Raw genomic sequence first — 21,420 nt, 5'->3', positions numbered from 1 at the left:
CCCTAGCAGAATGCTCGGACATTCTGCTGGAGATGGCCGTTGAAAGCCCTCGACGAACTGACCTTCGACAATCGCTTCGCCCGCCTGGGCGATGCGTTCTCAACCCATGTGCTGCCCGAGCCCATCGCCGCTCCGCGACTGGTGGTCGCCAGCTCCGCCGCCATGGCGTTGCTGGACCTGGACCCGGCCGTGGCCGAGACGCCGGTGTTCGCCGAACTCTTCGGCGGCCACAAGCTCTGGGCCGAGGCCGAGCCGCGGGCAATGGTCTATTCCGGGCATCAGTTCGGCTCCTACAACCCGCAGTTGGGCGACGGTCGCGGCCTGTTACTGGGCGAGGTCTATAACGACGCCGGCGAGCATTGGGACCTGCACCTCAAGGGCGCCGGTCAGACGCCTTATTCACGCATGGGCGATGGACGGGCGGTGTTGCGTTCGTCGATCCGCGAATTTCTCGCCTCCGAAGCCCTGCATGCCCTGAACATTCCTACTACTCGCGCGCTGTGCGTGATCGGCTCCGACACGCCGGTCTGGCGCGAGAAACAGGAACGCGCGGCCATGGTCCTGCGTTTGGCACCCAGCCATGTGCGCTTCGGGCATTTCGAATTTTTCTACTACACCAAGCGCCCCGAGCAACAGAAAGAACTCGGCGAGCACGTGCTGGCCATGCATTTCCCGCACTGCCTGGAACAGCCGGAACCGTACCTGGCGATGTTCCGCGAAATCGTCGAGCGCAACGCCGAGCTGATCGCCAAATGGCAGGCCTATGGGTTCTGCCACGGCGTGATGAACACTGACAACATGTCGATCCTGGGCATCACCTTCGACTTCGGCCCATTCGCCTTCCTCGACGACTTCGACGCCCACTTCATCTGCAACCACTCCGATGACCAAGGCCGCTACTCCTTCAGCAACCAGGTGCCGATCGGCCAGTGGAACCTCAGCGCCCTCGCCCAGGCCTTGACGCCGTTCATCAGCGTCGAAGCTCTGCGCGAAACCCTCGGCCTGTACCTGCCACTGTTCCAGGCCCACTACCTGGACCTGATGCGCCGCCGTCTCGGTCTAACCACTGCCGAAGACGACGACCAGAAACTGCTGGAACACCTGCTGCAACTGATGCAGAACAGCGGCGTCGACTACAGCCTGTTCTTCCGCCGCCTCGGCGATGAGTCACCGGAACTGGCCCTCGCCCGTTTACGCGATGACTTCGTCGACCTCAAGGGTTTCGATGCGTGGGGCGAGCTTTACATCGCCCGGGTTGCTCGTGAAGGTGTGGTTGACCAGGAACAGCGCCGCACGCGCATGCATGCGGTCAATCCGCTGTACATCCTGCGTAACTATCTGGCGCAAAACGCCATCGATGCTGCAGAGAGTGGCGACTACTCGGAAGTTCGCCGCTTGCACGCGGTGCTGAGCAATCCGTTCGAGGAGCAGCCTGGAATGGAGCGCTACGCCGAGCGGCCGCCGGAGTGGGGCAAGCATCTGGAGATCAGTTGTTCGTCGTGAGTGCAGATAGGCCCTTTTCGCAACCGAATAAGAGAGTGGTCTAAAACCTATCTCCTTGATAAAGACCACCTTCAACTCCAGATCAGTTCCATAGACTGCCCAACTGAGAGCCAATCATGACCGACCCACTCCTCATCCCCTGCCCCCACTGCAACGGTCTGAACCGCATCCCCGCCGAGCGCCTCAACGACCATCCAAAATGCGGTCGCTGCAAGGCCGAGGTCTTGCTGAACAAACCGTTCGAATTGAAACAAGGCGATTATGCCAGTCAGATCAAGGGCGACCTGCCATTGCTGGTGGATGTGTGGGCAGACTGGTGCGGGCCATGCAAGTCGTTTGCGCCGGTGTTTGCGCAGGCGGCGGGGCAGTTGGCGGGCAAGTGTCGGTTGGCCAAGCTGGACAGCGAGGCGAATCAGCAGTTGTCGGCGCAGTTGGGGATTCGCTCGATCCCGAGCCTTATTCTGTTCAAGAACGGCCGGGAAGTGGCTCGCCAGAGCGGGGCCTTCCCGTTACCGCAATTGATGAGCTGGTTGCGTAGTCAGGGGATCTGATAGCAACCTGAAAAAGATCGCAGCCTTCGGCAACTCCTACATGGAAATCGGCGTTTAACCAATCCTGTAGGAGCTGCCGAAGGCTGCGATCTTTTGCTTTTCAGGTGTTTTCCAGAAGGTTGTGCAGATCGACAAATTGCAGAGTCAGTTTGTGCCGTGGGTCGAGATGGATCAGCGGCGTGTTGGCCTGATGGGATTCGCGCATCCGCACCGAACTGGCCAGGTACACCGGCAACACCGGTAGCCCTTCGGCGATCAGTTCGTCGAGGATCTGTTGAGGCAAACTGGCGCGGGCCTGGAACTGGTTGACGACAATGCCTTCAACCTCCAGCCCTTCGTTGTGGTCCTCCTTCAATTCTTCGATTTCCGCCAGCAGGCCATATAGCGCCTGACGCGAGAAACTGTCGCAATCGAAGGGAATCAGCACACGATCAGCGGCGATCAACGCCGACACAGCATAGAAATTCAGCGCTGTCGGTGTATCGAGGTAGATTCGGTCGTAATCGCCGTCCAGTTCCTCGAGCAATTTTCGCAGTTTGTTGATCTTGTGCTTGGCCTCAAGCTTGGGCTGCAAGTCAGCCAGCTCGGCGGTGGCGGTAACGACGTGAAGGTTGTCGAATGGAGTTTCGTAAATATCGACCTGGTTTTTCTTCGAGAACGGCCCGGAGGACAGCGTCTGCTTGAAGAAGTCAGCGATCCCCATCGGGATATCATCACCGGTGAGTCCCGTCAGGTATTGAGTGGAGTTGGCCTGGGCATCGAGATCCACCAACAGCGTGCGATAGCCTTCGCTGGCACTGACCGCCGCCAGATTGCAGGCAATACTTGACTTGCCCACGCCACCTTTCTGATTGAACACCACGCGCCGCATGTCAAAACCTCCGTGTATCAAAGAATGACCGAGTGTAGTAGTCCACGGCGCTGCTTAGCTACCTCGCTGGCATCGGGACTACACAGTCATTGGTAATTTCCATCGGAAAAAGCCGCCAACTCGCCCATCGACAGCCGATAGAGCTGACAGACATGTCCGGCGCAACGTGGATAATGGCCAAACGACAGCTTTCTGGCGAACCAGACGGTACATTTCGTTGCACAAAATGTAACCAGCATTTGCTACACGCCCGCCGCACCGGGATAATGCGCGCCACTCGGCGTTAAGCGCCACGTAAGGTCTGCCGCGATTTTTGCGACTCACCGCGTCAAAAGGAAGCCCGCAGGGGCGGGATGAATGTCTGTGATCAACTTCAACATCGCCCAATGGCGCGCGTGGGCCCCCGGGCTTGAAAGCGTGGATGACTGGCAGGCCTGGAGCCGGCAACCGATCGTGCTCGAGCGCAGCGATGCCGCCCCCGATGTGTCGTTTCTGCCGGCCATGCAGCGTCGGCGACTCAGCCGTCTGGCGCGGATGGCGTTCAGCGTCGGCTGGCCTTTGGCCGATGGTCGCCAGGACCTACCGTTGGTCTTTATTTCCCGCCATGGCGAAACCCCGCGCACCTTCGACATTCTCAGCGATCTGGCGACTGATCAACCGTTGTCGCCCACTCAGTTCAGCTTGTCGGTGCACAACGCGGTGATCGGCCTGTGGTCGATCATGCGTGGCGAAACCAGCGAAATGACCGCCCTCGCCGCGGCTGGCGATGGCCTTGAACACGGCATGCTAGAGGCGGCGGCGCTGCTTGAGGAAGGCGCGCCCGCGGTACTGCTGGTGGTGACAGAAGAGCAACCGCCCGCAGCCTACTCGGCCTGGATCGACGATGTGCCATTCCCCTACGCGGTGGGCCTGTTGATTACGCCTGGCAATGAGTGGCAGCTGTCGCTGAACAGCACCTCGCAAGCGTTGTCCAAAACCCACTGGCCCCATGCCCTGAATCTGTTGCGTACCCTGCTCGGCCAGCAAACGACCTGCCAACATGCCTGGAAAAATCGTGTATGGACCTGGCAACGCAACCTGTGACCGATAAAAACCGCGACGCCTATTACTGGCGCCTGCTGGCCACTGCCGCAAGCTTCACCCTGTTCGGGTTGGGCGGGCTATGCCTGCGATTGGTGGTATTCCCGCTGCTGAGCTGCCTGCCGGGAGACGCTCAGGCCCATCGTCAGCGTGCCCGACAGACAGTGAGCCGCTGTTTCTGGTTTTTCATTCGGTTCATGGCTCGTACTGGCGTGCTGACTTATGACATCCAGGGCGCGGAAAAACTCGGACGGCCAGGGCAAATGATCGTTGCCAATCACCCCTCGTTGATCGATGTGGTGTTTTTGATCGGCCTGGTGGGCCACTCCAACTGTGTGGTCAAGAAAAGCCTCTGGGAAAACCCGTTCACCCGCGCCCCGCTACGCCGCACCGATTACATCAGCAACGATGGCAGCATGGACATGCTCGACGCCGCTGCCGACGCGCTGAAAAGCGGTCAGACCCTGATCATCTTTCCAGAGGGCACCCGCACCCAACCCGGTAAACCGCCGGCCTTTCATCGGGGGGGCGCGGCAATCGCCCTGCGCGGTGCGAGAATCCTCACCCCGGTGATCATCAAGGTCAGCCCGACCACATTGACCAAGGCCGAACCCTGGTATCGGATTCCCAAACGCCGCGTGCACTTCAGTTTTCGCGTCGGGGCCGATATAGACCCACAGGCCTTCGCTACGCAAGGGCCTGCGCCTCAGGCCTCGCGCAAGCTCAATGACTATTTGCACCATTACTTTATTAAGGAGCTCGCCGAAGATGAGCGATCTGCACCGTGAGATAAAAGAACTGATCATCGATGCCCTGGGCCTCGAAGACATCAGCGTCGACGACATTGGCGATGACCAGACCCTGTTCGGCGAAGGCTTGGGCCTGGACTCGGTAGACGCCCTGGAACTCGGCTTGGCCATCCAGAAAAAGTACGGCATCAAAATCGATGCCGACGCCAAGGACACCCGTAATCACTTCACCAACGTGGCGAGCCTTGCGGCGTTCGTCACTGCAAAACAGGCAGCTTGAGACCGGACCATGCAAACTCGTGACGATATTTTCAATACCCTGCGCGATGCTCTGGTCGAACTCTTCGAGCTGGAGCCCGAGCGCATCAGTCTGGGGTCCAACCTGTATCAGGATCTGGAAATCGACAGCATTGATGCGGTCGACCTGATCGATCACATCAAACGCCAGACCGGCAAGAAAATCGCTGCCGAAGAATTCAAATCGGTGCGTACCGTCAGCGACGTGGTCGAGGCGGTCTACCGCCTGGTTCAACCCGCCGCATGAGCCGACTGATCGGCCTCGGCCTGCTGCTGGCAGGCCTGTTGTACCCCTTTGCGGTGTATTTCGGCATGGAGCATTTTGCCCCGTGGCAGTTCGGTCTGCTGCTGGGTAGCCTGTGGCTGGCGCGGGCGCTGACTGGCGAGCGGCGGCCTGGCAGCCTGTGGATGGCCGTGGTCGCCATCGCGTTCTGCCTGTTGCTGGCGCTGTTCGACAGCCCGGTGATGCTGCGCTGGTACCCGGTGCTGATCAGCGCGTTCATGCTGGCGCTGTTCGGCCTGAGCCTGAAATATGGCCCGCCGATGATTGAACGTCTGGCCCGTCTGCGAGAGCCGGAGTTGCCGGCCAGGGCCATTCGCTACACCCGCCAGGTGACGATTGCCTGGAGCGTGTTTTTTCTCTGCAACGGCTTGTGCGCCGCTGCCCTGACCCTTTGGGCGCCGCTGAGTTGGTGGATGTTGTACACCGGCCTGATCTCCTATGGATTGATCGGCCTGATGTTTGCCATTGAATGGCTGATACGACAACGGGTAAGAGGCCGCCCATGAATTGGATAACACTTGAGCAACTGTTGCTCAAGGCTCAGCCGGACCGTGCCGTGACGGTCGAACCGGCGTTGAATCATGCGCAATTGTGCGAACAGGCCCTGAGCCTGGCTGCCGGCCTGCAAGTGCAAGGCGTACAGCGCATCGCCGTGCACCTTGAAGACGCTGCCGACCTGGCCATTGCCCTGCTCGGCGCCTGGCGTGCCGGGGTCAGCGTACTGCTGCCCGCCGACCTGCAAGCGCAGACGCGCCAGCGCTGGTCGACCGAGGTCGATCTGTGGCTGACCGATCAGGCTACCGACGCGCACCTGAGCGATTATCGGCATCCACCGCTGCCGGCCAACCCGCTGGATCTGGATTGCTGTCAACTGAGCCTGTGCACCTCCGGTTCCAGTGGTGAACCCAAGCGTATCGACAAAACCCTGCGCCAATTGGCCAATGAAGTCGAAGCGCTGGAGCACCTGTGGGGCGCAGATCTGGGCGAGGCCTGCATCATCGGCAGCGTTGCCACGCAGCACATCTACGGGTTGCTGTTTCGGGTGCTGTGGCCGTTGTGCGCCGGGCGCTCGTTCGTCCGCAAGCAATTGGCCTTCCCGGAAGACTTGCAGCGCGCCAGCCGCGAACACCCGGCCTTCGCCTGGGTCGCCAGCCCGGCGCTGCTCAAGCGCATGGGCGACAACCTCGACTGGTCAGCGCTGAGCGCGGTGCGCCGAGTGTTTTCCTCTGGTGGCGCGTTACCCGCCGAAGCGGCGCAAAGCCTGCATGAGCGCCTGCAACAATGGCCGACAGAAATCTTCGGCAGTTCGGAAACCGGCGGCATCGCCTGGCGTCAGGGCCAGCATCTCTGGCAGCCCTTCGCCGATGTTACGCTGAGCCAGGACAGCGATGGCGCCCTGCTTATCGCCTCACCGTACTTGCCGGCCGGCCATATTGAACACACCGCCGATGCCGCGCGCATCGCCGCCGACGGCCGTTTCGAGCTGTTGGGTCGGCTGGACCGAATCGTCAAACTGGAAGAAAAACGTATTTCGCTACCGATGCTTGAACAAGCACTGATGGCTCACGACTGGGTCGCCGAAGCGCGCCTCGGTGTGGTTCAGGAAAACCGCGCTTCATTAGGGGCGCTGCTGGTACTCAGCGAGCGAGGCCTGCGTGCCTTGCGCAATCAGGGTCGACGCAGCCTGACTCAAGCCTTGCGTCAGCACCTGAGTCAACATTGTGAAACGCTGGCCCTGCCACGCCGCTGGCGCTTGTTGCGGCAGCTACCGCTGAACGCGCAAGGCAAACTGCCCCAGGCCGAGGTGGAAGCCTTGCTGCTGGCACCCCGTCCAACAGCGCCGGAAGTGCTGGAGCAGCTCGAAGTCGATGGCGAGTGGAGCCTGCAACTGGCAGTCCCGCCAGACCTGGCGTATTTCAGCGGCCACTTTCCCCGAGCGCCGGTATTGCCCGGTGTGGTGCAGGTGGATTGGGCATTGAGCCTGGGCCAGCAATTGATGGATCTGCCGGAAAAATTTTCCGGTATGGAAGTGCTGAAATTCCAGCAACTGGTACGCCCCGGTGATGAAATCCAGTTGCACCTGCGCTTCGACTCGGCGCGCAGCAAATTGTATTTCGCCTATCGCAATGAAACCGCCACCTGCTCCAGTGGGCGGATTTTGCTGGAGGCGTCAAGCGATGCATAACCTGTGGCGAGGGAGCTTGCTCCCGCTGGGCTGCGAAGCGGCCCCCAAATCAACCAACGCAGACTTCATTGCGAGCGCTTCGCACTCGAACGGGAGCAAGCTCCCTCGCCACAGTAAGCGCCTTCAAAACAAGGGTTCTGTGGAGGTTTCTGATCATGCATAACCCCTGCGCAATCATCCCGGTCTACAACCACGAAACCGCAATCACCGCCGTGGTCGATGCGCTGCTTGCCAGCGGCCTGCCCTGCATTCTGGTGGACGATGCCAGCAGTCCTGCCTGCGCCAAGGTGCTTGACCAACTGGCCCGGCGGGACCGGGTTTACCTGATCAGGCTCACCGTCAATCAAGGCAAGGGCGGCGCGGTGATGACCGGTTTGCGCGAAGCGTCGCGCCTGGGCTTCAGCCACGCCTTGCAGGTGGACGCCGACGGCCAGCACGACCTGCAAGACGTTAAAGTCTTCATCGAACATTCACGCGCCCACCCCGACGCGGTGATTTGCGGTTATCCGCAATACGACGCCAGCGTGCCGAAGGGCCGTTTATACGCCCGCTACCTGACCCATGTGATGGTCTGGATCAACACCCTGTCATTGCAGATTCGCGACTCCATGTGCGGCTTCCGTGTCTACCCATTGCCACCGACCCTGGCACTGATCGACTCGGCCAGGATCGGCAAGCGCATGGACTTCGACTCCGACATCCTGGTGCGCCTGGCCTGGCGCAATCAGCCGATGCAGTGGCTGAAAACCAGGGTTCATTACCCTCTGGATGGCGTCTCGCATTTCCGTCTGTTCCACGACAACGTACTGATTTCGAGCATGCACACCCGGCTGTTCTTCGGCATGTTGCTGCGCGCACCGGTAATCCTCTGGCGACGGTGGCGAGCATGAGCGACAACGCAGACAAACAACACTGGGCCGACCGCCAGGAGCGCGGCAGCTTCTGGTTGATGAAGTTCACTGCGCTTTGCGCAAAAGTCTTGGGTCGCCGACTGCTGAGCCCGCTGCTGTACGGCATCGTGCTGTACTTTTTCCTGTTCGGACGCAGCGCCCGCCAAAGCGCCTGGCAATACCAGCAGCGGCTTGCCGACTGGAGCGGTCGTAGCGAATTGCGCCCGACCCATTGGCGGGTGTTTGGCCAGTTCATGGCCTTCGCCGATTCCATGCTCGACAAACTCGATGTGTGGAACGGCAAGCTGAGCATCGATCAAATCGAAATCATCGACCCGGCGCTGCTGCGCAATAAACTGCGCGGCACACGCGGGCAAATGCTGGTAGGCGCGCACTTGGGCAATCTCGAAGTCTGCCGGGCGCTGGCCGAGATCGGTGAGAAAGTCACCATGAACGTGCTGGTGCACACCAAGCACGCCGAACAATTCAACCGTCTGCTGGGCGAAGCCGGGGCGACCAATCTGCGGCTGATTCAGGTCAGCGAGCTGGACCCGGTGATCATGCTGCAACTGCATGAACGCCTGGAGCGCGGCGAATGGCTGGCGATTGCTGGCGACCGCGTGCCGCTGCATGGCGGGCGTAGCGTGAGCGTGGATTTCCTCGGTCATCAGGCCGCGTTCCCTCAGGGCCCATGGTTGCTGGCAGGCCTGCTGAAATGCCCGATCAACCTGATGCTGTGCCTGAAGAAACCCACTGGCGACTATCGACTGACCCTCGAACCGTTCGCCGACGCCATCGTGTGGAAACGCAGCGACCGCGAACAGGTCATTCATCAGTGGGCCTCCCGCTACGCCGAACGCCTGGGTCACTATTGCCTCGAAGCACCCCAACAATGGTTCAACTTTTACCCTTTCTGGAAGACCGATGACGACGCCAACGCTTGAGCCGGTAACCTTCGGCGAACTCCCTTTGCGCATCGAAGACGTGTTGGCCCTGGCCAACCGTCAGGTGCCGACGCAGTTGCAGGGCGACCCCGAGTTTCGCCAGCGCATCGCCAAGGGCCCGCAATTCCTTGATTCCCTGTTGGACAAGGAAGGCGTGATTTATGGCGTGACCACCGGTTATGGCGATTCCTGTGTGGTGGCGGTGCCGCTGCACCACGTCGAAGCCCTGCCCCGTCATCTGTATACCTTCCACGGTTGCGGCCTGGGCAAACTGCTCGACGCCCAAGCCACCCGCGCGGTGCTGGCGGCGCGTTTGCAATCGCTTTGCCAAGGCGTTTCCGGAGTACGCGTGGAACTGCTGGAGCGCCTGCAAGCCTTCCTCGAACACGACATTCTGCCGCTGATTCCGGAAGAAGGTTCAGTGGGCGCCAGCGGTGATCTGACACCGCTGTCCTACGTCGCCGCGACCTTGTCCGGCGAGCGCGAAGTGATGTTCCGTGGCGAGCGTCGACAAGCCGCCGACGTACACAGCGAACTGGGCTGGGAACCGCTGGTATTGCGCCCCAAAGAAGCGCTGGCGCTGATGAACGGCACCGCCGTGATGACCGGCCTCGCTTGCCTGGCTTACGCCCGCGCCGATTACCTGTTGCAACTGGCCACGCGCATTACCGCGCTGAACGTGGTCGCGTTGCAGGGCAACCCGGAGCACTTCGACGAGCGTCTGTTCGCCGCCAAACCGCATCCGGGGCAGATGCAAGTCGCTGCGTGGTTGCGCAAGGATCTGGCGATCGATGCGCCGACTGCGCCGCTGCATCGCCTGCAAGACCGCTATTCCCTGCGTTGTGCGCCGCACGTGCTCGGTGTATTGGCCGACAGCCTGAACTGGCTGCGCTCGTTCATCGAGATCGAACTCAACAGCGCCAACGACAACCCGATCATCGACGCCGAAGCCGAACGCGTGCTGCACGGCGGGCACTTCTACGGCGGCCATATCGCGTTCGCCATGGACAGTCTGAAAACCCTGGTGGCGAACGTCGCCGACTTGCTCGACCGCCAGCTCGCGCTGCTGGTGGACGAGCGTTACAACCATGGCTTGCCAAGCAACCTGTCTGGCGCCACCGCCGATCGCGCGATGCTCAATCACGGCTTCAAGGCGGTGCAGATCGGCACCAGCGCCTGGACCGCCGAAGCCCTGAAAAACACCATGCCGGCCAGCGTCTTCTCGCGCTCCACCGAGTGCCACAACCAGGACAAGGTCAGCATGGGCACCATCGCCGCCCGCGACGCCATCCGCGTGCTGGAGCTGACCGAACAGGTCGCCGCCGCCACGCTGCTGGCCGCCAATCAGGGCGTCTGGCTACGCGGCCAGGCTGAAGATGCGCGGCCACTGCCATCGGCCCTGGCCGCGATGCACGAAGAGTTGGCCAAGGACTTCCCGCCGGTCATCGAAGACCGTGCCCTGGAAGGTGAATTGCGCCTGTGCCTGCAGCGCATCGCCGAACAACACTGGAGGCTGCATGCGTAGCAAGGGAGTGCTGCACACCGACACGGAAATCCTCGTACCGTTCTTTGACGTCGACACCATGAACGTGGTCTGGCACGGCCATTACGTCAAATACCTGGAAGTCGCCCGCTGTGCGCTGCTGGACAGGATCGGCCACAACTATGACGCCATGGTGGCATCGGGTTACGCGTGGCCGGTGATCGACTTGCAGCTGCGCTATGTGCGCGGCGCGGTGTTCGGCCAGAAGCTGAATGTGCGCGCCAGCTTGGTGGAGTGGGAAAACCGCCTGAAGATCAATTACCTGATCAGCGATCTGGCCACCGGCGAACGCCTGACCCGCGCCTGTTCCGTGCAGGTCGCCGTCGACATGAGCAGCCGTGAAATGCAGCTGGCGTCACCGAAAGTGTTCACCGATGCGGTTGAAAGGATGCTGCCATGAATTCGCTGTTCAAATGCCTTGGCGCTTTAGCGTTGCTCGGGCTCTCATCATTGGCGCAGGCCTTCGATCTGCAACAGCTCAGCGATCAACTGGCCAAACCCGATGTGATCCACGGCAGCTTTATCCAGGAAAAACACCTGCGCGCCCTGCCCCAGCCGCTGACCAGCAAGGGCACCTTCGTTCTGGCAAAAAACCATGGCCTGCTCTGGCTGCTGAAAACCCCGCTGCAACAGGACTACCGCATCAGCGACAAAGGCATTGCCCGGCGTGATGCCAGCGGCTGGCAAATGCTGCCGAACAAGAGTGCCGGCGCCGAACAGAACCGCTTGTTCCTCGCGGTGCTGCAAGGCGACAGCAGCGGCCTGCAACGGGATTTCGAGCTTTCGCTGAGCGGCGATGCACAGCGCTGGAAGCTGACCCTGATCCCACGTTCGATGCTGCTCAAGCAGGTGTTCAATCAGATCAACATTGACGGCAGCGAACTGGTGCACAGCATCGAGCTGCTCGAAACCCAGGGTGACCGAACCCTGTTGCGCATGCAGGACAGCACCAGCGCACAACCATTGAGCGATGCGGAGCAACATGACTTTGCCGAGTGAACGGATGCTCCCGCGGCTGTTTCTGGTCCTGCTGTTGGCGGTGCTCGCGCTCGCCGGCTGGCAATGGCGTGACGGTGCACCGCTGTCGGCGAACCTGATGGAACTGGTGCCAGGCACCGCGCCGGACGCGCTGGAACTGCGCGCCGAACAACGCATGCAAGAACCGCTGAACCGGGAAATGCTGGTGCTGGTCGGCCATCAAGACCGCCAGCAAGCCATCGCCATGGCGCAAAAACTTGGCGAGCAATGGCAGGCCAGCGGCGTCTTCGAAAAGGTCCAGTGGAACCTGCAAGCCGACTTGCCCGCATTGCGCAGCCAATTGCTGCAAGGCCGACTGGCGATGCTGTCCGCGGCCGACCGGCAGCAACTCATCGAGCACCCTGACGCCTTTATCCAGCAACGGGTACAAGCCCTGTTCGACCCGTTCACCGGCTTCAGCCTGGTGCCGGGCCAGGACGACTGGCTCGGCCTGACCGGCCGCATCCAGAACAGCCAGCCACAACACGGCTCGGTGCAACTGGACATCGGCAGCGGTACGCTGGTTGCCGATGCCGACGGTAAAAGTTGGGTGATGCTGCGGGCGCGAACCGCCGGCAACGCGTTCGACATGAACCTGCCGCTGCAAGTGGCTGACCTGCTCCAACACAGTCGCGAAGAAGCCGCCCAGGCGGATGTGCAACTGCTCGCCGCCAGCGGCCTGTTGTACGCCGCCAGCGGTCAACGGCAAGCCGCGCGGGAAATGACCTGGGTCGGCGGCGGCGCCACGGTCGGGATTCTGTTGCTGCTGTTGCTGGCCTTCCGGCGTTGGCGGGTGTTGCTGGCGTTCGTCCCGGTGCTGGTGGGCATGTTGTTCGGTGCTGTGGCCTGCGTGGCGCTGTTCGGCCACATGCATGTGATGACGCTGGTGCTGGGCTCAAGCCTGATCGGCGTGGCGGTGGATTACCCACTGCATTACCTCTCGAAAAGCTGGAGCCTGAAACCCTGGCACAGCTGGCCGGCGTTACGCCTGACCCTACCGGGGCTGACCCTGAGCCTGATCACCAGCTGCATCGGCTACCTGGCCCTGGCCTGGACACCGTTCCCGGCCCTGACCCAAATTGCCGTGTTCTCCGCCGCAGGCCTGCTTGGCGCCTACCTGTCGGCAGTGTGCCTGTTGCCGGCGCTGCTCAAGGGCGTGGATCTGCGGCCAGCGCAATGGCCGATGCGCATCGCCGAGAAGTTGCTGGAGCTGCGTGAGTCATTGCTGAAATACTTGCGCACGCCGGTCCTGCTGGCACTGCTGATCGCCTTCTGTGTCGGCGGTCTGTTGCAGTTGCAGAGCAAAAACGACATTCGCCAATGGGTCGGCACACCGCAGCAACTGACTGACGAAGCCCAGACCATTGCACGCATCACCGGCTATCAACCTACCAGCCAGTTTTTCCTGGTGCGCGCGGCCAATCAGCAGGCGTTGCTCGAACGCCTGACGGCACTGAGCGAGCGTCTGGATCAACTGGTCAATCTGGAAAAACTCCAGGGCTATCTGTCGCTCAATCAACTGGTCAGCCAACCGAGCGAACAGCGCAAAGTGCGTGAAGCACTGAACAAGCTGCCGCAGTTCTGGCAACCGTTGCTCGACCTCGGCGTGCCGGCCGCCGCGTTGCAGGCCGAGCTGGCTACGTTGCAGGCGCTGCCCACCGAAGACATCGACACAGCGCTGGCCGGTCCATTGGCCGAGCCCTACCGCACCCTGTGGCTGGGGCCGACCGATGACGGCGTGGCGGCGATGGTCAGCCTGCAAGGCTTGAACAATCCCACGCTGTTGCGGGTTCAGGCGCTGGACTTGCCGGGTGTGGAACTGGTGGATCGCCTCGGCGAACTGAACCAGGTTTTCGCCGCCACTCAAATCAGCGCCGCTGAATTGAAACTCGCCTCCTGCGTGTTGATCGTGCTGGTGCTGATCCTGCCATTCGGTTTCGGTGGCGCGCTGCGAATCGTCTCCCTGCCGTTGCTGGCGGCCCTGTGCAGCCTGGCAAGCCTCGGTTGGCTCGGTCAGCCGCTGACATTGTTCAGCCTGTTTGGCCTGTTGCTGGTGACGGCGATCAGCGTCGATTACGCGATCCTCATGCGCGAACAGATCGGAGGCGCCGCGGCGAGTCTGCTGGGCACCTTGCTGGCAGCGGTGACCACTTGGCTGTCGTTCGGCCTGCTGGCGGTGTCCAGCACGCCGGCGGTGAGCAACTTCGGCCTGTCGGTGAGCCTCGGCCTGGCGTTCAGTTTCATCCTGGCGCCGTGGGCCGGACGCCAAATCCATGCCGCCCCAGTTACGGAGCCGGCAGCATGATGGTTGCGGTGTTCTGGATGATGGCCCTGGTGTTGTTCTCCGTGGCCACCCGTGTCGGTCGTCATTTCGGTCTGATTCCGATCGTCAGCCAGTTGCTGCTGGCGACCTTTGGCCTGCCCTTGTTGATGTATTTCTGGATCGAACCGGGCTGGCACCTCAGCGGCGTCGACCTGATTTCGCCGGGCTGGCTGAAGAACCTCTACAGCCTGAGTTTTGCCTTGCTGCTGGGGCACATTCTCAGCGACGTGATCGACCTGCGCCTGGAACGCCAGAGCCTGAAAATCGCCCTGCCGAGTTTCTGTATTCCGTTCGCCTGCGGGCTGGCGACAGCGTTCTGGCTGTTGCCGCCGCAGCCGTGGATCAGCTCGCTGGCGGTCGGTCTACTGTTCGCCATCACCGCAATTCCGGTGTTGTATCTGTACCTGCGACACATCAACTACCCGCCCGCCGCCACCCGGCGTCTGGTGCAAACCGCGATCCTGATCGACCTGACCTGCTGGACCCTGTTCGCGTTCGCCCAGGGCAGCCTACACCTGAGTAGCCTTTTGCTGCCGCTGGCCGGCGCCTGTCTGCCGTTGTTGCTGCGCCTGCTCGGGTTGCGCCAACCGTTGCTGTACAGCGGCTGCTTCTTCGCGCTGCTGGTTATCGCCGAACACTTCAAACTCAATGCGCTGATTTTCGGTATCGGCTATCTGCTGTGCATGGCCGCGCTCAAGGTGCCATTGGTGCTGCCATTGTCGGCGGCGTGGATGAGCCGTTTGCAGACCTGGATCGCCATCCCGCTGATCCTCACGTTCGGTATCGTGCAGATCAACGTGCACAGCGCCATCGATAGTCTCAGCGGCGTGCAACTGGCCGCGCTCCTGCTGTTGCCAATCGCCAGCAAACTGTTGGGCAACTGGCTGGGCCTCGGCTGGGCTGGCGCCTCGTTTGAAGGTGCCAGCCGCTGGCGGGAAAGCCTTTTACTGAATATTCGCGGCTTGAGCGAGATCGTCTTTCTCAACCTGCTGCTGCAACAACAGCTCATCAGCCCGGCGCTGTATTTCGCGCTGATGTTGATGGGCCTGATCGCAACCCTGCTGCCGGCATTGGCCGGCATGCACCGAATCCCTTTGAACATCGCCGCCCCGGCAAGGAGCACCCGTGCCAACAGTTGAAATGGAACGTCGTCAGGTACTGGTGATCGGCGCCGGCCCCTCGGGCGCCATCGCCGCCGCGCTGCTCAAGCGTAAAGGCCATGATGTGCTGATGATCGAGCGTCAGCATTTCCCACGGTTTTCCATCGGTGAAAGCCTGCTGTCCCACTGCCTGGATTTTGTCGAAGAAGCCGGCATGCTCGAGGCGGTCAATGCGGCTGGTTTCCAGCGCAAAAACGGTGCGGCGTTCGCTTGGGGCGATCAGTACAGCACCTTCGATTTCGGCGACACGTTCACCAATGGCAAGCCGACGACGTTCCAGGTCCAGCGCGCCGACTTCGACAAGCTGCTGGCCGATCAGGCTGAGCTGCAAGGTGTCGATGTCCGTTACGGCGAAGCCATCGTCAGCGCCGATTTCAGCCTGGCGAAACCGCAGCTCGACGTACTTCGCGAAGACGGCAGCCAATACCGCGTCGAAGCCGACTTCGTGCTCGATGCCAGCGGCTACGGTCGCGTGCTGCAGCGCTTGCTGGACCTTGAAGCACCGTCGAACTTCCCGGTGCGCCAGGCCGTGTTCACCCACGTCGAAGACTGTATCGACAGCCCGGCTTTCGACCGGGAGAAAATCCTCATCACCACCCATCCGACCCAGCGTGATATCTGGTTCTGGACCATACCGTTCAGCAACGGCCGTTGCTCGGTGGGCGTGGTGGCAGCCGCCGAACACTTCAAAGGCCGCACCGAGAATCTGGACGACTGCCTGCGCGGCTTCATTGCTGAAACCCCAAGCCTGGCCGGTGTGCTGAACAATGCCGTGTGGGATACGCCCGCACGGACCATCGGCGGTTATTCGGCCAACGTCAAAACCCTGCACGGCCCTGGTTTCGCCCTGTTAGGCAACGCGGCGGAGTTTCTCGACCCGGTGTTCTCTTCCGGTGTGACCATCGCCATGCGTTCGGCGAGCATGGCCGCCGGGGTGCTGCACCGCCAACTGCAAGGTGAAAGCATCAACTGGCAGACCGAATTCGCCGAACCGCTCAAGCGCGGCGTCGACACCTTCCGTTGCTACGTCGAAGGCTGGTACGCCGGGACCTTTCAGGATGTGATTTTCTATCAGGGCGGCGCAGCGGAAATCCGCCGCATGATCAGCTCGATCCTCGCGGGTTACGCCTGGGATGAACGCAACCCGTTCGTCAGCGAACCCAAACGTCGGCTGCGGATGATCTCGGACCTGTGCGCACAGGAACCGACATGAGTTACTTGAGCGACAACTACGTCGAAGAAACCCGTTTCGGTTTCTGGTTTCTGCGCAGTCACACCTGGCAGCACCATGTATTGCGAGTGGCGATCAATGATTTGCGCGACCTGTTCAGCGCGCCATTGCCCACCAACCCGGTATTGCTGGATGCCGGTTGCGGCCAGGGCAAGTCGTTCCAGTACCTGCGCCAGACCTTCGCGCCTCAACGCCTGATCGGGCTGGATGCCGATCCTCACAGCCTGAACCTGAGCGGTGAAGAAGCGACTCGTCAGGGCATGGATGTAGAACTGATCGGCAGTGACTGCGCGAGCATCAACGTGCCGGACGCCAGCGTCGATCTGCTGTTCTGTCATCAGACCTTCCATCACCTTGTCGAGCAGGATCAGGCCCTGGCCGAGTTCTATCGGGTGCTCAAGCCGGGCGGCTATTTGCTGTTCGCCGAGTCCACCGAGGCTTACATTGATACGTGGGTGATTCGCTGGCTGTTCCGCCACCCGATGCACGTGCAGAAAAGCGCCGCCGGCTACCTGGACATGATTCGTCGGCAGGGTTTTGAATTCGGCCCGCAGAACGTGTCTTACCCTTACTTGTGGTGGAGTCGCGCCAAGGATTTCGGCCTGCTCGAACGCTTCGGCTTGCGCCAGCCAAAACCCTTTGGCCAACGGGAAGAAACCCTGGTCAATGTAGTCGCGCGCAAGCCTCTTGAAGGGTGTGCCTGATGATCCGTTTCCTGCTTCTGGGTTGTGTCCTGTTGCTGAGCGCTTGCGCCAGCCAGGCACCGCTGCCCGAGCGAACCCCGAACCTGGCGTTGCCGCTGCAACTGCACATCGAACGGCAGATGGCCGAACAGCGTCAGGACTGGCTGCTGGTGATCCAGCGTGAAGGCCCGGGCATTCGCTGGTCGATGATGGACCCTTTGGGAATTCCCGTGGCACGGCAGAAACTGATCGATGGCCAGTGGCAGGCCGACGGTCTGCTGCCGCCCAATCCGGAAGCCCGGGAGCTGTTCGCCGCCTTGTTGTTTGCGTTGACCCCTGCGGGCGAGTTGCATCGCAACTATCCCGCCGCCCGGCAGGATGGCGGGCAACGATCCTTGTCACCACGCTGGAACATCCGCTATTCACAACCACTGAGCTTTGAATTGAACGTATCCCAAGGCCTGCACTATCGCGTCACTCCGTTAGGCGAGCACACGCCATGACAGCTTATCTGAACGCCCTCGGGGTAATCTGCGCCCTGGGCCGCGACAAGCAGGAAGTCGCCCGCAACCTGTTTGCCGGCGATTGCTCGGGCATGCGCAGCGAGGCCGGCTGGGTGGCGGAACGCTCGCTGCCGGTGGCGGCGGTGCGCGGCGAGCTGGCGCCGATTCCGCCTGAGCTGGCGCATCAAAGCAGTCGCAACAATCAATTGCTGCTGGAGGCTGCGCTGCAAATTCGCGAAGACATCGAGCAAGCAATCCAGACTTACGGCCGCGACCGTATCGGCGTCATTCTGGGCACCAGCACCTCGGGCATTCACGAGGCCAGCAGCGGTCTGGCCCATTACATCCGCGAGCATCAGTTCCCCGCCGACTATGACTATCAGCAACAGGAACTCGGCGCACCGGCGACGTTTCTCGCCGACTGGCTGCAATTGAGCGGCCCGGCCTATGTGATTTCCACCGCCTGCACCTCCAGCGCCCGTGCGCTGATGAGCGCCCAACGACTGCTCGATCTGGGCATGTGCGACGCCGTGTTGTGCGGCGGTGTCGACAGCTTGTGCAAGCTGACTCTCAACGGTTTCTCGGCCCTGGAAGCGGTGTCCGAGCAGCGCTGCAATCCGTTTTCGGCCAACCGCAACGGCATCAACATTGGCGAAGCGGCGGTGCTGTTTCTGATGAGCAAAAACGCTGGCAACCGCCAACCGATTGCCCTGCTGGGCAGTGGCGCCAGCTCTGATGCACACCATATTTCCGCGCCGGAACCGACCGGCCGTGGCGCCCTGCAAGCGATGCGCAAAGCCTTGAGCCGCGCAGGGCTGCAACCGCAGCAGATCTGTTACCTGAACCTGCACGGCACCGCCACGCAACACAACGACGCCATGGAAAGCCTGGCCGTGACGACGCTATTCCCGCAAGGCGTGCCCTGCTCATCGACCAAACCGATGACCGGCCATACCCTCGGCGCTGCCGGTGCGCTGGAAGCGGCGTTCTGCTGGTTGAGCCTGAGTGCGGACAACCGCGAGCACGCCCTGCCGCCCCACGTCTGGGACGGCCAGCCCGACCCCGAATTGCCGGCCCTGCGTTGGGTGACCCCGACTGACCACCTGACGTCCATTGCACCTCGCTACCTGATGAGCAATTCCTTTGCCTTCGGTGGCAATAACGTCAGCCTGATTATCGGAGACGCTCCATGATTACCTGGCCGCTCGCCGAACTGCTGCCCCACGCTGGCGACATGATCCTCATTGAGCAAATCCTGTCGTTCGATGACGAGCAGATTCACACCCGACTCACCGTCAAACCCGGCGGCCTGTTCAATCGCCCCGACGGCAGCCTGCCGGCCTGGGTCGGCATCGAACTGATGGCCCAGAGCGTCGCCGCGTACGCCGGCTGCCATGCGCGCCAGAAAGGCAATGCAGTGGAACTGGGTTTCCTGCTCGGCACCCGTAAATTCGAATGCAACGTGGAACACTTCCCCGCCGGCACCGAGTTGACCATTCATGGGATACGCTCGCTGGAAGACGACAATGGCATGGGTGTGTTCGAATGCCACCTCACTGCCCCCGGCATCCACGCCACCGCCCGGCTGAACGTGTTTCGCCCGCCCCAGGCCGCGCACTATCTTCATGAACCCCAAGGAGTCGAGTGATGACTGAATCCGTACTGGTCACCGGCTCCAGCCGTGGTATCGGCCGCGCCATCGCGTTGCGTCTGGCCCGGGCCGGGCATGACATCGTGCTGCACTGCCGCAGCGGCCTTGCGGACGCCGAAGCCGTCAAGGCCGAAATCGAGGCCTTGGGCCGCAACGCGCGCATCCTGCAATTCGACGTGTCCGACCGTGCCCGTTGCAAAGCTGTTCTCGAAGCCGACGTCGAAGCCCACGGCGCCTATTATGGCGTGGTGCTCAACGCCGGCCTGACCCGCGACGGTGCTTTCCCGGCCCTGAGCGAGGAGGATTGGGATCTGGTGATGCGCACCAACCTCGACGGTTTCTACAACGTGCTGCACCCGGTAATGATGCCGATGATCCGTCGTCGCGCCGCCGGGCGGATTGTCTGCATCACTTCGGTTTCCGGGTTGATCGGCAATCGCGGGCAAGTCAATTACAGCGCGTCCAAGGCTGGTCTGATCGGCGCAGCCAAGGCGTTGGCGATCGAACTGGGCAAGCGCAAAATCACCGTCAACTGTGTCGCACCCGGCCTGATCGACACGGCGATGCTCGACGAAAACGTGCCGGTGGAAGAACTGATGAAAATGATCCCCGCACAACGCATGGGCACCCCGGAAGAGGTGGCTGGTGCAGTTAATTTCCTGATGTCGGCGGAAGCGTCGTACATCACCCGGCAGGTTCTGGCCGTCAATGGAGGCCTGTGCTGATGAAGCGCGTTGTCGTCACCGGCATGGCCGGCATTACCTCACTGGGCAGCGACTGGGACACCATCGCCGCCAACTTCGCCGCCAACCGCAGCGGCATCCGCCGCATGGACGAGTGGGATCGTTTTACCGAACTCAGCACACGCCTGGCCGGGCCGATCGATGACTTCAAAGTGCCGGGCCACTGGACCCGCAAACAACTGCGCAGCATGGGCCGCGTCTCGCGGCTCGCTGTTGGTGCTGCTGAGCAAGCGTTGGCGGACGCCGGGCTGCTGGGTGACGAGTCGATCAAGGACGGGCGCATGGGCGTCTCCTGCGGCTCGTCCACCGGCAGCACCGACGAGATCAAGGCGTTCGGCAATATGCTGCTCAACTCGGTGGCCGAAGGTTTGAACGCCAACTCCTACGTACGGATGATGCCGCACACCACAGCGGCCAATGTCAGCATTTTCTTCGGCCTCACCGGCCGACTGATCCCGACCTCCAGTGCCTGTACCAGCGGTAGCCAAGGCATCGGTTACGCCTACGAATCAATCAAGTTCGGCCGCCTGCCGCTGATGCTCGCCGGCGGCGCCGAAGAGCTGTGCCCGACCGAAGCCATGGTGTTCGATGCGCTCTACGCCACCAGCCTGAAAAACGACGCCCCGCAAACCAGCCCTCGCCCCTACGACACCGACCGCGATGGCCTGGTGATCGGTGAAGGCGGCGGCATGCTGGTGCTCGAAGAGCTCGAACACGCCCTGGCGCGCGGCGCCCGCATCCACGCCGAGATCGTCGGTTTCGGTAGCAACGCCGACGGCCAGCACGCCACCCGCCCGGAACAGCTCACCATGCGCCGAGCCATGGAGCTGGCACTGGAAGACGCCGGGCTGCAGCCTTCCGACATCGGCTACGTGAACGGTCACGGCACCGCTACAGAACAGGGCGACATTGCCGAAACACTGGCCACCAGCGCGTTGTTCGGCGAACACATGCCAATCAGTTCGCAGAAGAGTTTCCTCGGTCACACCTTGGGAGCCTGCGGCGCGCTGGAGTCCTGGTTCAGCATCGAAATGATGAACCGCGACCAGTACGTACACACCTTCAACCTCGATGAGGTCGATCCGCAATGCGGCAAGCTCGACTACCTGCGCGGTGAATTCCGGCAGATGAGCAACGAGTACGTGATGAACAACAATTTCGCTTTTGGTGGGGTCAACACCTCGTTGATTTTCCGCCGCTGGTCGTAATCGAA

General features: G+C 61.6%; 23 protein-coding genes. 22 read left to right on the top strand and 1 reads right to left on the bottom strand.

Features of this window, described 5'->3' with window-relative positions; genetic code table 11:
• Nucleotides 1-39: 39 nt before the first annotated feature.
• Nucleotides 40-1,503 carry a protein adenylyltransferase SelO gene (gene selO / locus ACZ89R_RS20505; RefSeq protein WP_429544762.1) on the top strand — a complete coding sequence of 488 codons (1,464 nt, stop codon included), beginning with the start codon at nucleotides 40-42 and terminating at the stop codon, nucleotides 1,501-1,503.
• A gap of 116 nt (nucleotides 1,504-1,619) precedes the next feature.
• Nucleotides 1,620-2,054: a thioredoxin TrxC gene (trxC, locus tag ACZ89R_RS20500; protein WP_218397084.1), complete on the top strand. Its 435-nt coding sequence runs from the start codon at nucleotides 1,620-1,622 to the stop codon at nucleotides 2,052-2,054.
• 100 nt (nucleotides 2,055-2,154) lie between these two features.
• On the opposite strand, the gene ACZ89R_RS20495 is transcribed toward trxC, so the two are convergent.
• Nucleotides 2,155-2,925: a ParA family protein gene (locus ACZ89R_RS20495; RefSeq protein WP_429544763.1), complete on the bottom strand. Its 771-nt coding sequence runs from the start codon at nucleotides 2,923-2,925 to the stop codon at nucleotides 2,155-2,157.
• A gap of 357 nt (nucleotides 2,926-3,282) precedes the next feature.
• Here ACZ89R_RS20495 and ACZ89R_RS20490 point away from each other — a divergent pair, with 357 nt between their 5' ends.
• The 20 genes from ACZ89R_RS20490 to ACZ89R_RS20395 all read left to right on the top strand — a co-directional run bounded on the left by ACZ89R_RS20490 (nucleotide 3,283) and on the right by ACZ89R_RS20395 (nucleotide 21,415).
• A complete protein-coding gene (locus ACZ89R_RS20490) occupies nucleotides 3,283-4,008 on the top strand; it encodes a beta-ketoacyl synthase chain length factor (RefSeq protein WP_218397082.1) in 726 nt (241 codons plus the stop codon).
• A complete protein-coding gene (locus ACZ89R_RS20485; RefSeq protein WP_063341795.1) occupies nucleotides 3,984-4,793 on the top strand; it encodes a lysophospholipid acyltransferase family protein in 810 nt (269 codons plus the stop codon). The genes ACZ89R_RS20490 and ACZ89R_RS20485 overlap by 25 nt, the downstream gene beginning before the upstream one ends.
• Nucleotides 4,774-5,034 carry a phosphopantetheine-binding protein gene (locus tag ACZ89R_RS20480; RefSeq protein WP_123721556.1) on the top strand — a complete coding sequence of 87 codons (261 nt, stop codon included), beginning with the start codon at nucleotides 4,774-4,776 and terminating at the stop codon, nucleotides 5,032-5,034. Before ACZ89R_RS20485 ends, ACZ89R_RS20480 begins: the two co-directional genes overlap by 20 nt.
• Nucleotides 5,035-5,043: 9 nt before the next feature.
• Complete coding sequence (locus ACZ89R_RS20475) at nucleotides 5,044-5,298, top strand: acyl carrier protein (protein ID WP_007903178.1); 255 nt, start codon at nucleotides 5,044-5,046, stop codon at nucleotides 5,296-5,298.
• On the top strand, nucleotides 5,295-5,840 hold the full coding sequence (locus tag ACZ89R_RS20470; protein ID WP_429544764.1) for a COG4648 family protein: 546 nt from the start codon (nucleotides 5,295-5,297) through the stop codon (nucleotides 5,838-5,840). Before ACZ89R_RS20475 ends, ACZ89R_RS20470 begins: the two co-directional genes overlap by 4 nt.
• Nucleotides 5,837-7,519 carry an ApeI family dehydratase gene (locus tag ACZ89R_RS20465; RefSeq protein ID WP_429544765.1) on the top strand — a complete coding sequence of 561 codons (1,683 nt, stop codon included), beginning with the start codon at nucleotides 5,837-5,839 and terminating at the stop codon, nucleotides 7,517-7,519. The genes ACZ89R_RS20470 and ACZ89R_RS20465 overlap by 4 nt, the downstream gene beginning before the upstream one ends.
• Before the next feature lie 155 nt (nucleotides 7,520-7,674).
• Complete coding sequence (locus ACZ89R_RS20460; protein ID WP_123499899.1) at nucleotides 7,675-8,409, top strand: glycosyltransferase family 2 protein; 735 nt, start codon at nucleotides 7,675-7,677, stop codon at nucleotides 8,407-8,409.
• A complete protein-coding gene (locus ACZ89R_RS20455) occupies nucleotides 8,406-9,353 on the top strand; it encodes an LpxL/LpxP family acyltransferase (protein WP_218397078.1) in 948 nt (315 codons plus the stop codon). The genes ACZ89R_RS20460 and ACZ89R_RS20455 overlap by 4 nt, the downstream gene beginning before the upstream one ends.
• Entirely contained in the window at nucleotides 9,334-10,878 is a 1,545-nt protein-coding gene (locus tag ACZ89R_RS20450) for an HAL/PAL/TAL family ammonia-lyase (protein ID WP_429544766.1), read from the top strand. The genes ACZ89R_RS20455 and ACZ89R_RS20450 overlap by 20 nt, the downstream gene beginning before the upstream one ends.
• On the top strand, nucleotides 10,871-11,296 hold the full coding sequence (locus ACZ89R_RS20445) for an acyl-CoA thioesterase (protein WP_007903171.1): 426 nt from the start codon (nucleotides 10,871-10,873) through the stop codon (nucleotides 11,294-11,296). Before ACZ89R_RS20450 ends, ACZ89R_RS20445 begins: the two co-directional genes overlap by 8 nt.
• A complete protein-coding gene (locus ACZ89R_RS20440) occupies nucleotides 11,293-11,895 on the top strand; it encodes an outer membrane lipoprotein carrier protein LolA (RefSeq protein WP_429544767.1) in 603 nt (200 codons plus the stop codon). Before ACZ89R_RS20445 ends, ACZ89R_RS20440 begins: the two co-directional genes overlap by 4 nt.
• Nucleotides 11,879-14,218: an MMPL family transporter gene (locus ACZ89R_RS20435; RefSeq protein WP_429544768.1), complete on the top strand. Its 2,340-nt coding sequence runs from the start codon at nucleotides 11,879-11,881 to the stop codon at nucleotides 14,216-14,218. The genes ACZ89R_RS20440 and ACZ89R_RS20435 overlap by 17 nt, the downstream gene beginning before the upstream one ends.
• Nucleotides 14,215-15,375, top strand: coding sequence for a sodium:proton antiporter (locus ACZ89R_RS20430; RefSeq protein ID WP_429544769.1), 1,161 nt, complete (start codon nucleotides 14,215-14,217; stop codon nucleotides 15,373-15,375). Before ACZ89R_RS20435 ends, ACZ89R_RS20430 begins: the two co-directional genes overlap by 4 nt.
• Nucleotides 15,362-16,609, top strand: a complete 1,248-nt coding sequence (locus tag ACZ89R_RS20425; protein ID WP_429544770.1) for an NAD(P)/FAD-dependent oxidoreductase — start codon at nucleotides 15,362-15,364, stop codon at nucleotides 16,607-16,609. Before ACZ89R_RS20430 ends, ACZ89R_RS20425 begins: the two co-directional genes overlap by 14 nt.
• Nucleotides 16,606-17,331: a class I SAM-dependent methyltransferase gene (locus ACZ89R_RS20420; protein WP_429544771.1), complete on the top strand. Its 726-nt coding sequence runs from the start codon at nucleotides 16,606-16,608 to the stop codon at nucleotides 17,329-17,331. Before ACZ89R_RS20425 ends, ACZ89R_RS20420 begins: the two co-directional genes overlap by 4 nt.
• Nucleotides 17,331-17,813 (top strand): hypothetical protein, encoded by a 483-nt coding sequence (locus tag ACZ89R_RS20415; protein WP_429544772.1) that lies wholly within the window; start codon nucleotides 17,331-17,333, stop codon nucleotides 17,811-17,813. Before ACZ89R_RS20420 ends, ACZ89R_RS20415 begins: the two co-directional genes overlap by 1 nt.
• A complete protein-coding gene (locus ACZ89R_RS20410) occupies nucleotides 17,810-19,006 on the top strand; it encodes a beta-ketoacyl-[acyl-carrier-protein] synthase family protein (protein ID WP_429544773.1) in 1,197 nt (398 codons plus the stop codon). Before ACZ89R_RS20415 ends, ACZ89R_RS20410 begins: the two co-directional genes overlap by 4 nt.
• Complete coding sequence (locus ACZ89R_RS20405; RefSeq protein WP_429544774.1) at nucleotides 19,003-19,461, top strand: hotdog family protein; 459 nt, start codon at nucleotides 19,003-19,005, stop codon at nucleotides 19,459-19,461. Before ACZ89R_RS20410 ends, ACZ89R_RS20405 begins: the two co-directional genes overlap by 4 nt.
• Nucleotides 19,461-20,189, top strand: a complete 729-nt coding sequence (gene fabG, locus ACZ89R_RS20400) for a 3-oxoacyl-ACP reductase FabG (RefSeq protein ID WP_429544775.1) — start codon at nucleotides 19,461-19,463, stop codon at nucleotides 20,187-20,189. Before ACZ89R_RS20405 ends, fabG begins: the two co-directional genes overlap by 1 nt.
• Nucleotides 20,189-21,415 carry a beta-ketoacyl-ACP synthase gene (locus ACZ89R_RS20395; RefSeq protein WP_123499924.1) on the top strand — a complete coding sequence of 409 codons (1,227 nt, stop codon included), beginning with the start codon at nucleotides 20,189-20,191 and terminating at the stop codon, nucleotides 21,413-21,415. Before fabG ends, ACZ89R_RS20395 begins: the two co-directional genes overlap by 1 nt.
• The last annotated feature ends 5 nt before the right edge of the window (nucleotides 21,416-21,420 follow it).

It is taken from the genome of Pseudomonas sp. TE3728 (assembly GCF_056279145.1).
Note: the sequence above shows the minus strand (reverse complement) of the source record. Positions and strands in the feature narration are given on the sequence as shown.

Coding starts and splice junctions, on each gene's coding strand:
- ACZ89R_RS20455 (WP_218397078.1), top strand. CDS start 8,406: ATGAGCGACAACGCAGACAAACAACACTGGGCCGACCGCCAGGAGCGC.
- ACZ89R_RS20490 (WP_218397082.1), top strand. CDS start 3,283: ATGTCTGTGATCAACTTCAACATCGCCCAATGGCGCGCGTGGGCCCCC.
- ACZ89R_RS20410 (WP_429544773.1), top strand. CDS start 17,810: ATGACAGCTTATCTGAACGCCCTCGGGGTAATCTGCGCCCTGGGCCGC.
- ACZ89R_RS20435 (WP_429544768.1), top strand. CDS start 11,879: ATGACTTTGCCGAGTGAACGGATGCTCCCGCGGCTGTTTCTGGTCCTG.
- ACZ89R_RS20430 (WP_429544769.1), top strand. CDS start 14,215: ATGATGGTTGCGGTGTTCTGGATGATGGCCCTGGTGTTGTTCTCCGTG.
- ACZ89R_RS20445 (WP_007903171.1), top strand. CDS start 10,871: ATGCGTAGCAAGGGAGTGCTGCACACCGACACGGAAATCCTCGTACCG.
- ACZ89R_RS20420 (WP_429544771.1), top strand. CDS start 16,606: ATGAGTTACTTGAGCGACAACTACGTCGAAGAAACCCGTTTCGGTTTC.
- fabG (WP_429544775.1), top strand. CDS start 19,461: ATGACTGAATCCGTACTGGTCACCGGCTCCAGCCGTGGTATCGGCCGC.
- ACZ89R_RS20415 (WP_429544772.1), top strand. CDS start 17,331: ATGATCCGTTTCCTGCTTCTGGGTTGTGTCCTGTTGCTGAGCGCTTGC.
- ACZ89R_RS20405 (WP_429544774.1), top strand. CDS start 19,003: ATGATTACCTGGCCGCTCGCCGAACTGCTGCCCCACGCTGGCGACATG.
- ACZ89R_RS20495 (WP_429544763.1), bottom strand. CDS start 2,925: ATGCGGCGCGTGGTGTTCAATCAGAAAGGTGGCGTGGGCAAGTCAAGT.
- ACZ89R_RS20395 (WP_123499924.1), top strand. CDS start 20,189: ATGAAGCGCGTTGTCGTCACCGGCATGGCCGGCATTACCTCACTGGGC.
- ACZ89R_RS20470 (WP_429544764.1), top strand. CDS start 5,295: ATGAGCCGACTGATCGGCCTCGGCCTGCTGCTGGCAGGCCTGTTGTAC.
- ACZ89R_RS20450 (WP_429544766.1), top strand. CDS start 9,334: ATGACGACGCCAACGCTTGAGCCGGTAACCTTCGGCGAACTCCCTTTG.
- trxC (WP_218397084.1), top strand. CDS start 1,620: ATGACCGACCCACTCCTCATCCCCTGCCCCCACTGCAACGGTCTGAAC.
- ACZ89R_RS20440 (WP_429544767.1), top strand. CDS start 11,293: ATGAATTCGCTGTTCAAATGCCTTGGCGCTTTAGCGTTGCTCGGGCTC.
- ACZ89R_RS20485 (WP_063341795.1), top strand. CDS start 3,984: ATGGACCTGGCAACGCAACCTGTGACCGATAAAAACCGCGACGCCTAT.
- ACZ89R_RS20465 (WP_429544765.1), top strand. CDS start 5,837: ATGAATTGGATAACACTTGAGCAACTGTTGCTCAAGGCTCAGCCGGAC.
- ACZ89R_RS20460 (WP_123499899.1), top strand. CDS start 7,675: ATGCATAACCCCTGCGCAATCATCCCGGTCTACAACCACGAAACCGCA.
- ACZ89R_RS20480 (WP_123721556.1), top strand. CDS start 4,774: ATGAGCGATCTGCACCGTGAGATAAAAGAACTGATCATCGATGCCCTG.
- ACZ89R_RS20475 (WP_007903178.1), top strand. CDS start 5,044: ATGCAAACTCGTGACGATATTTTCAATACCCTGCGCGATGCTCTGGTC.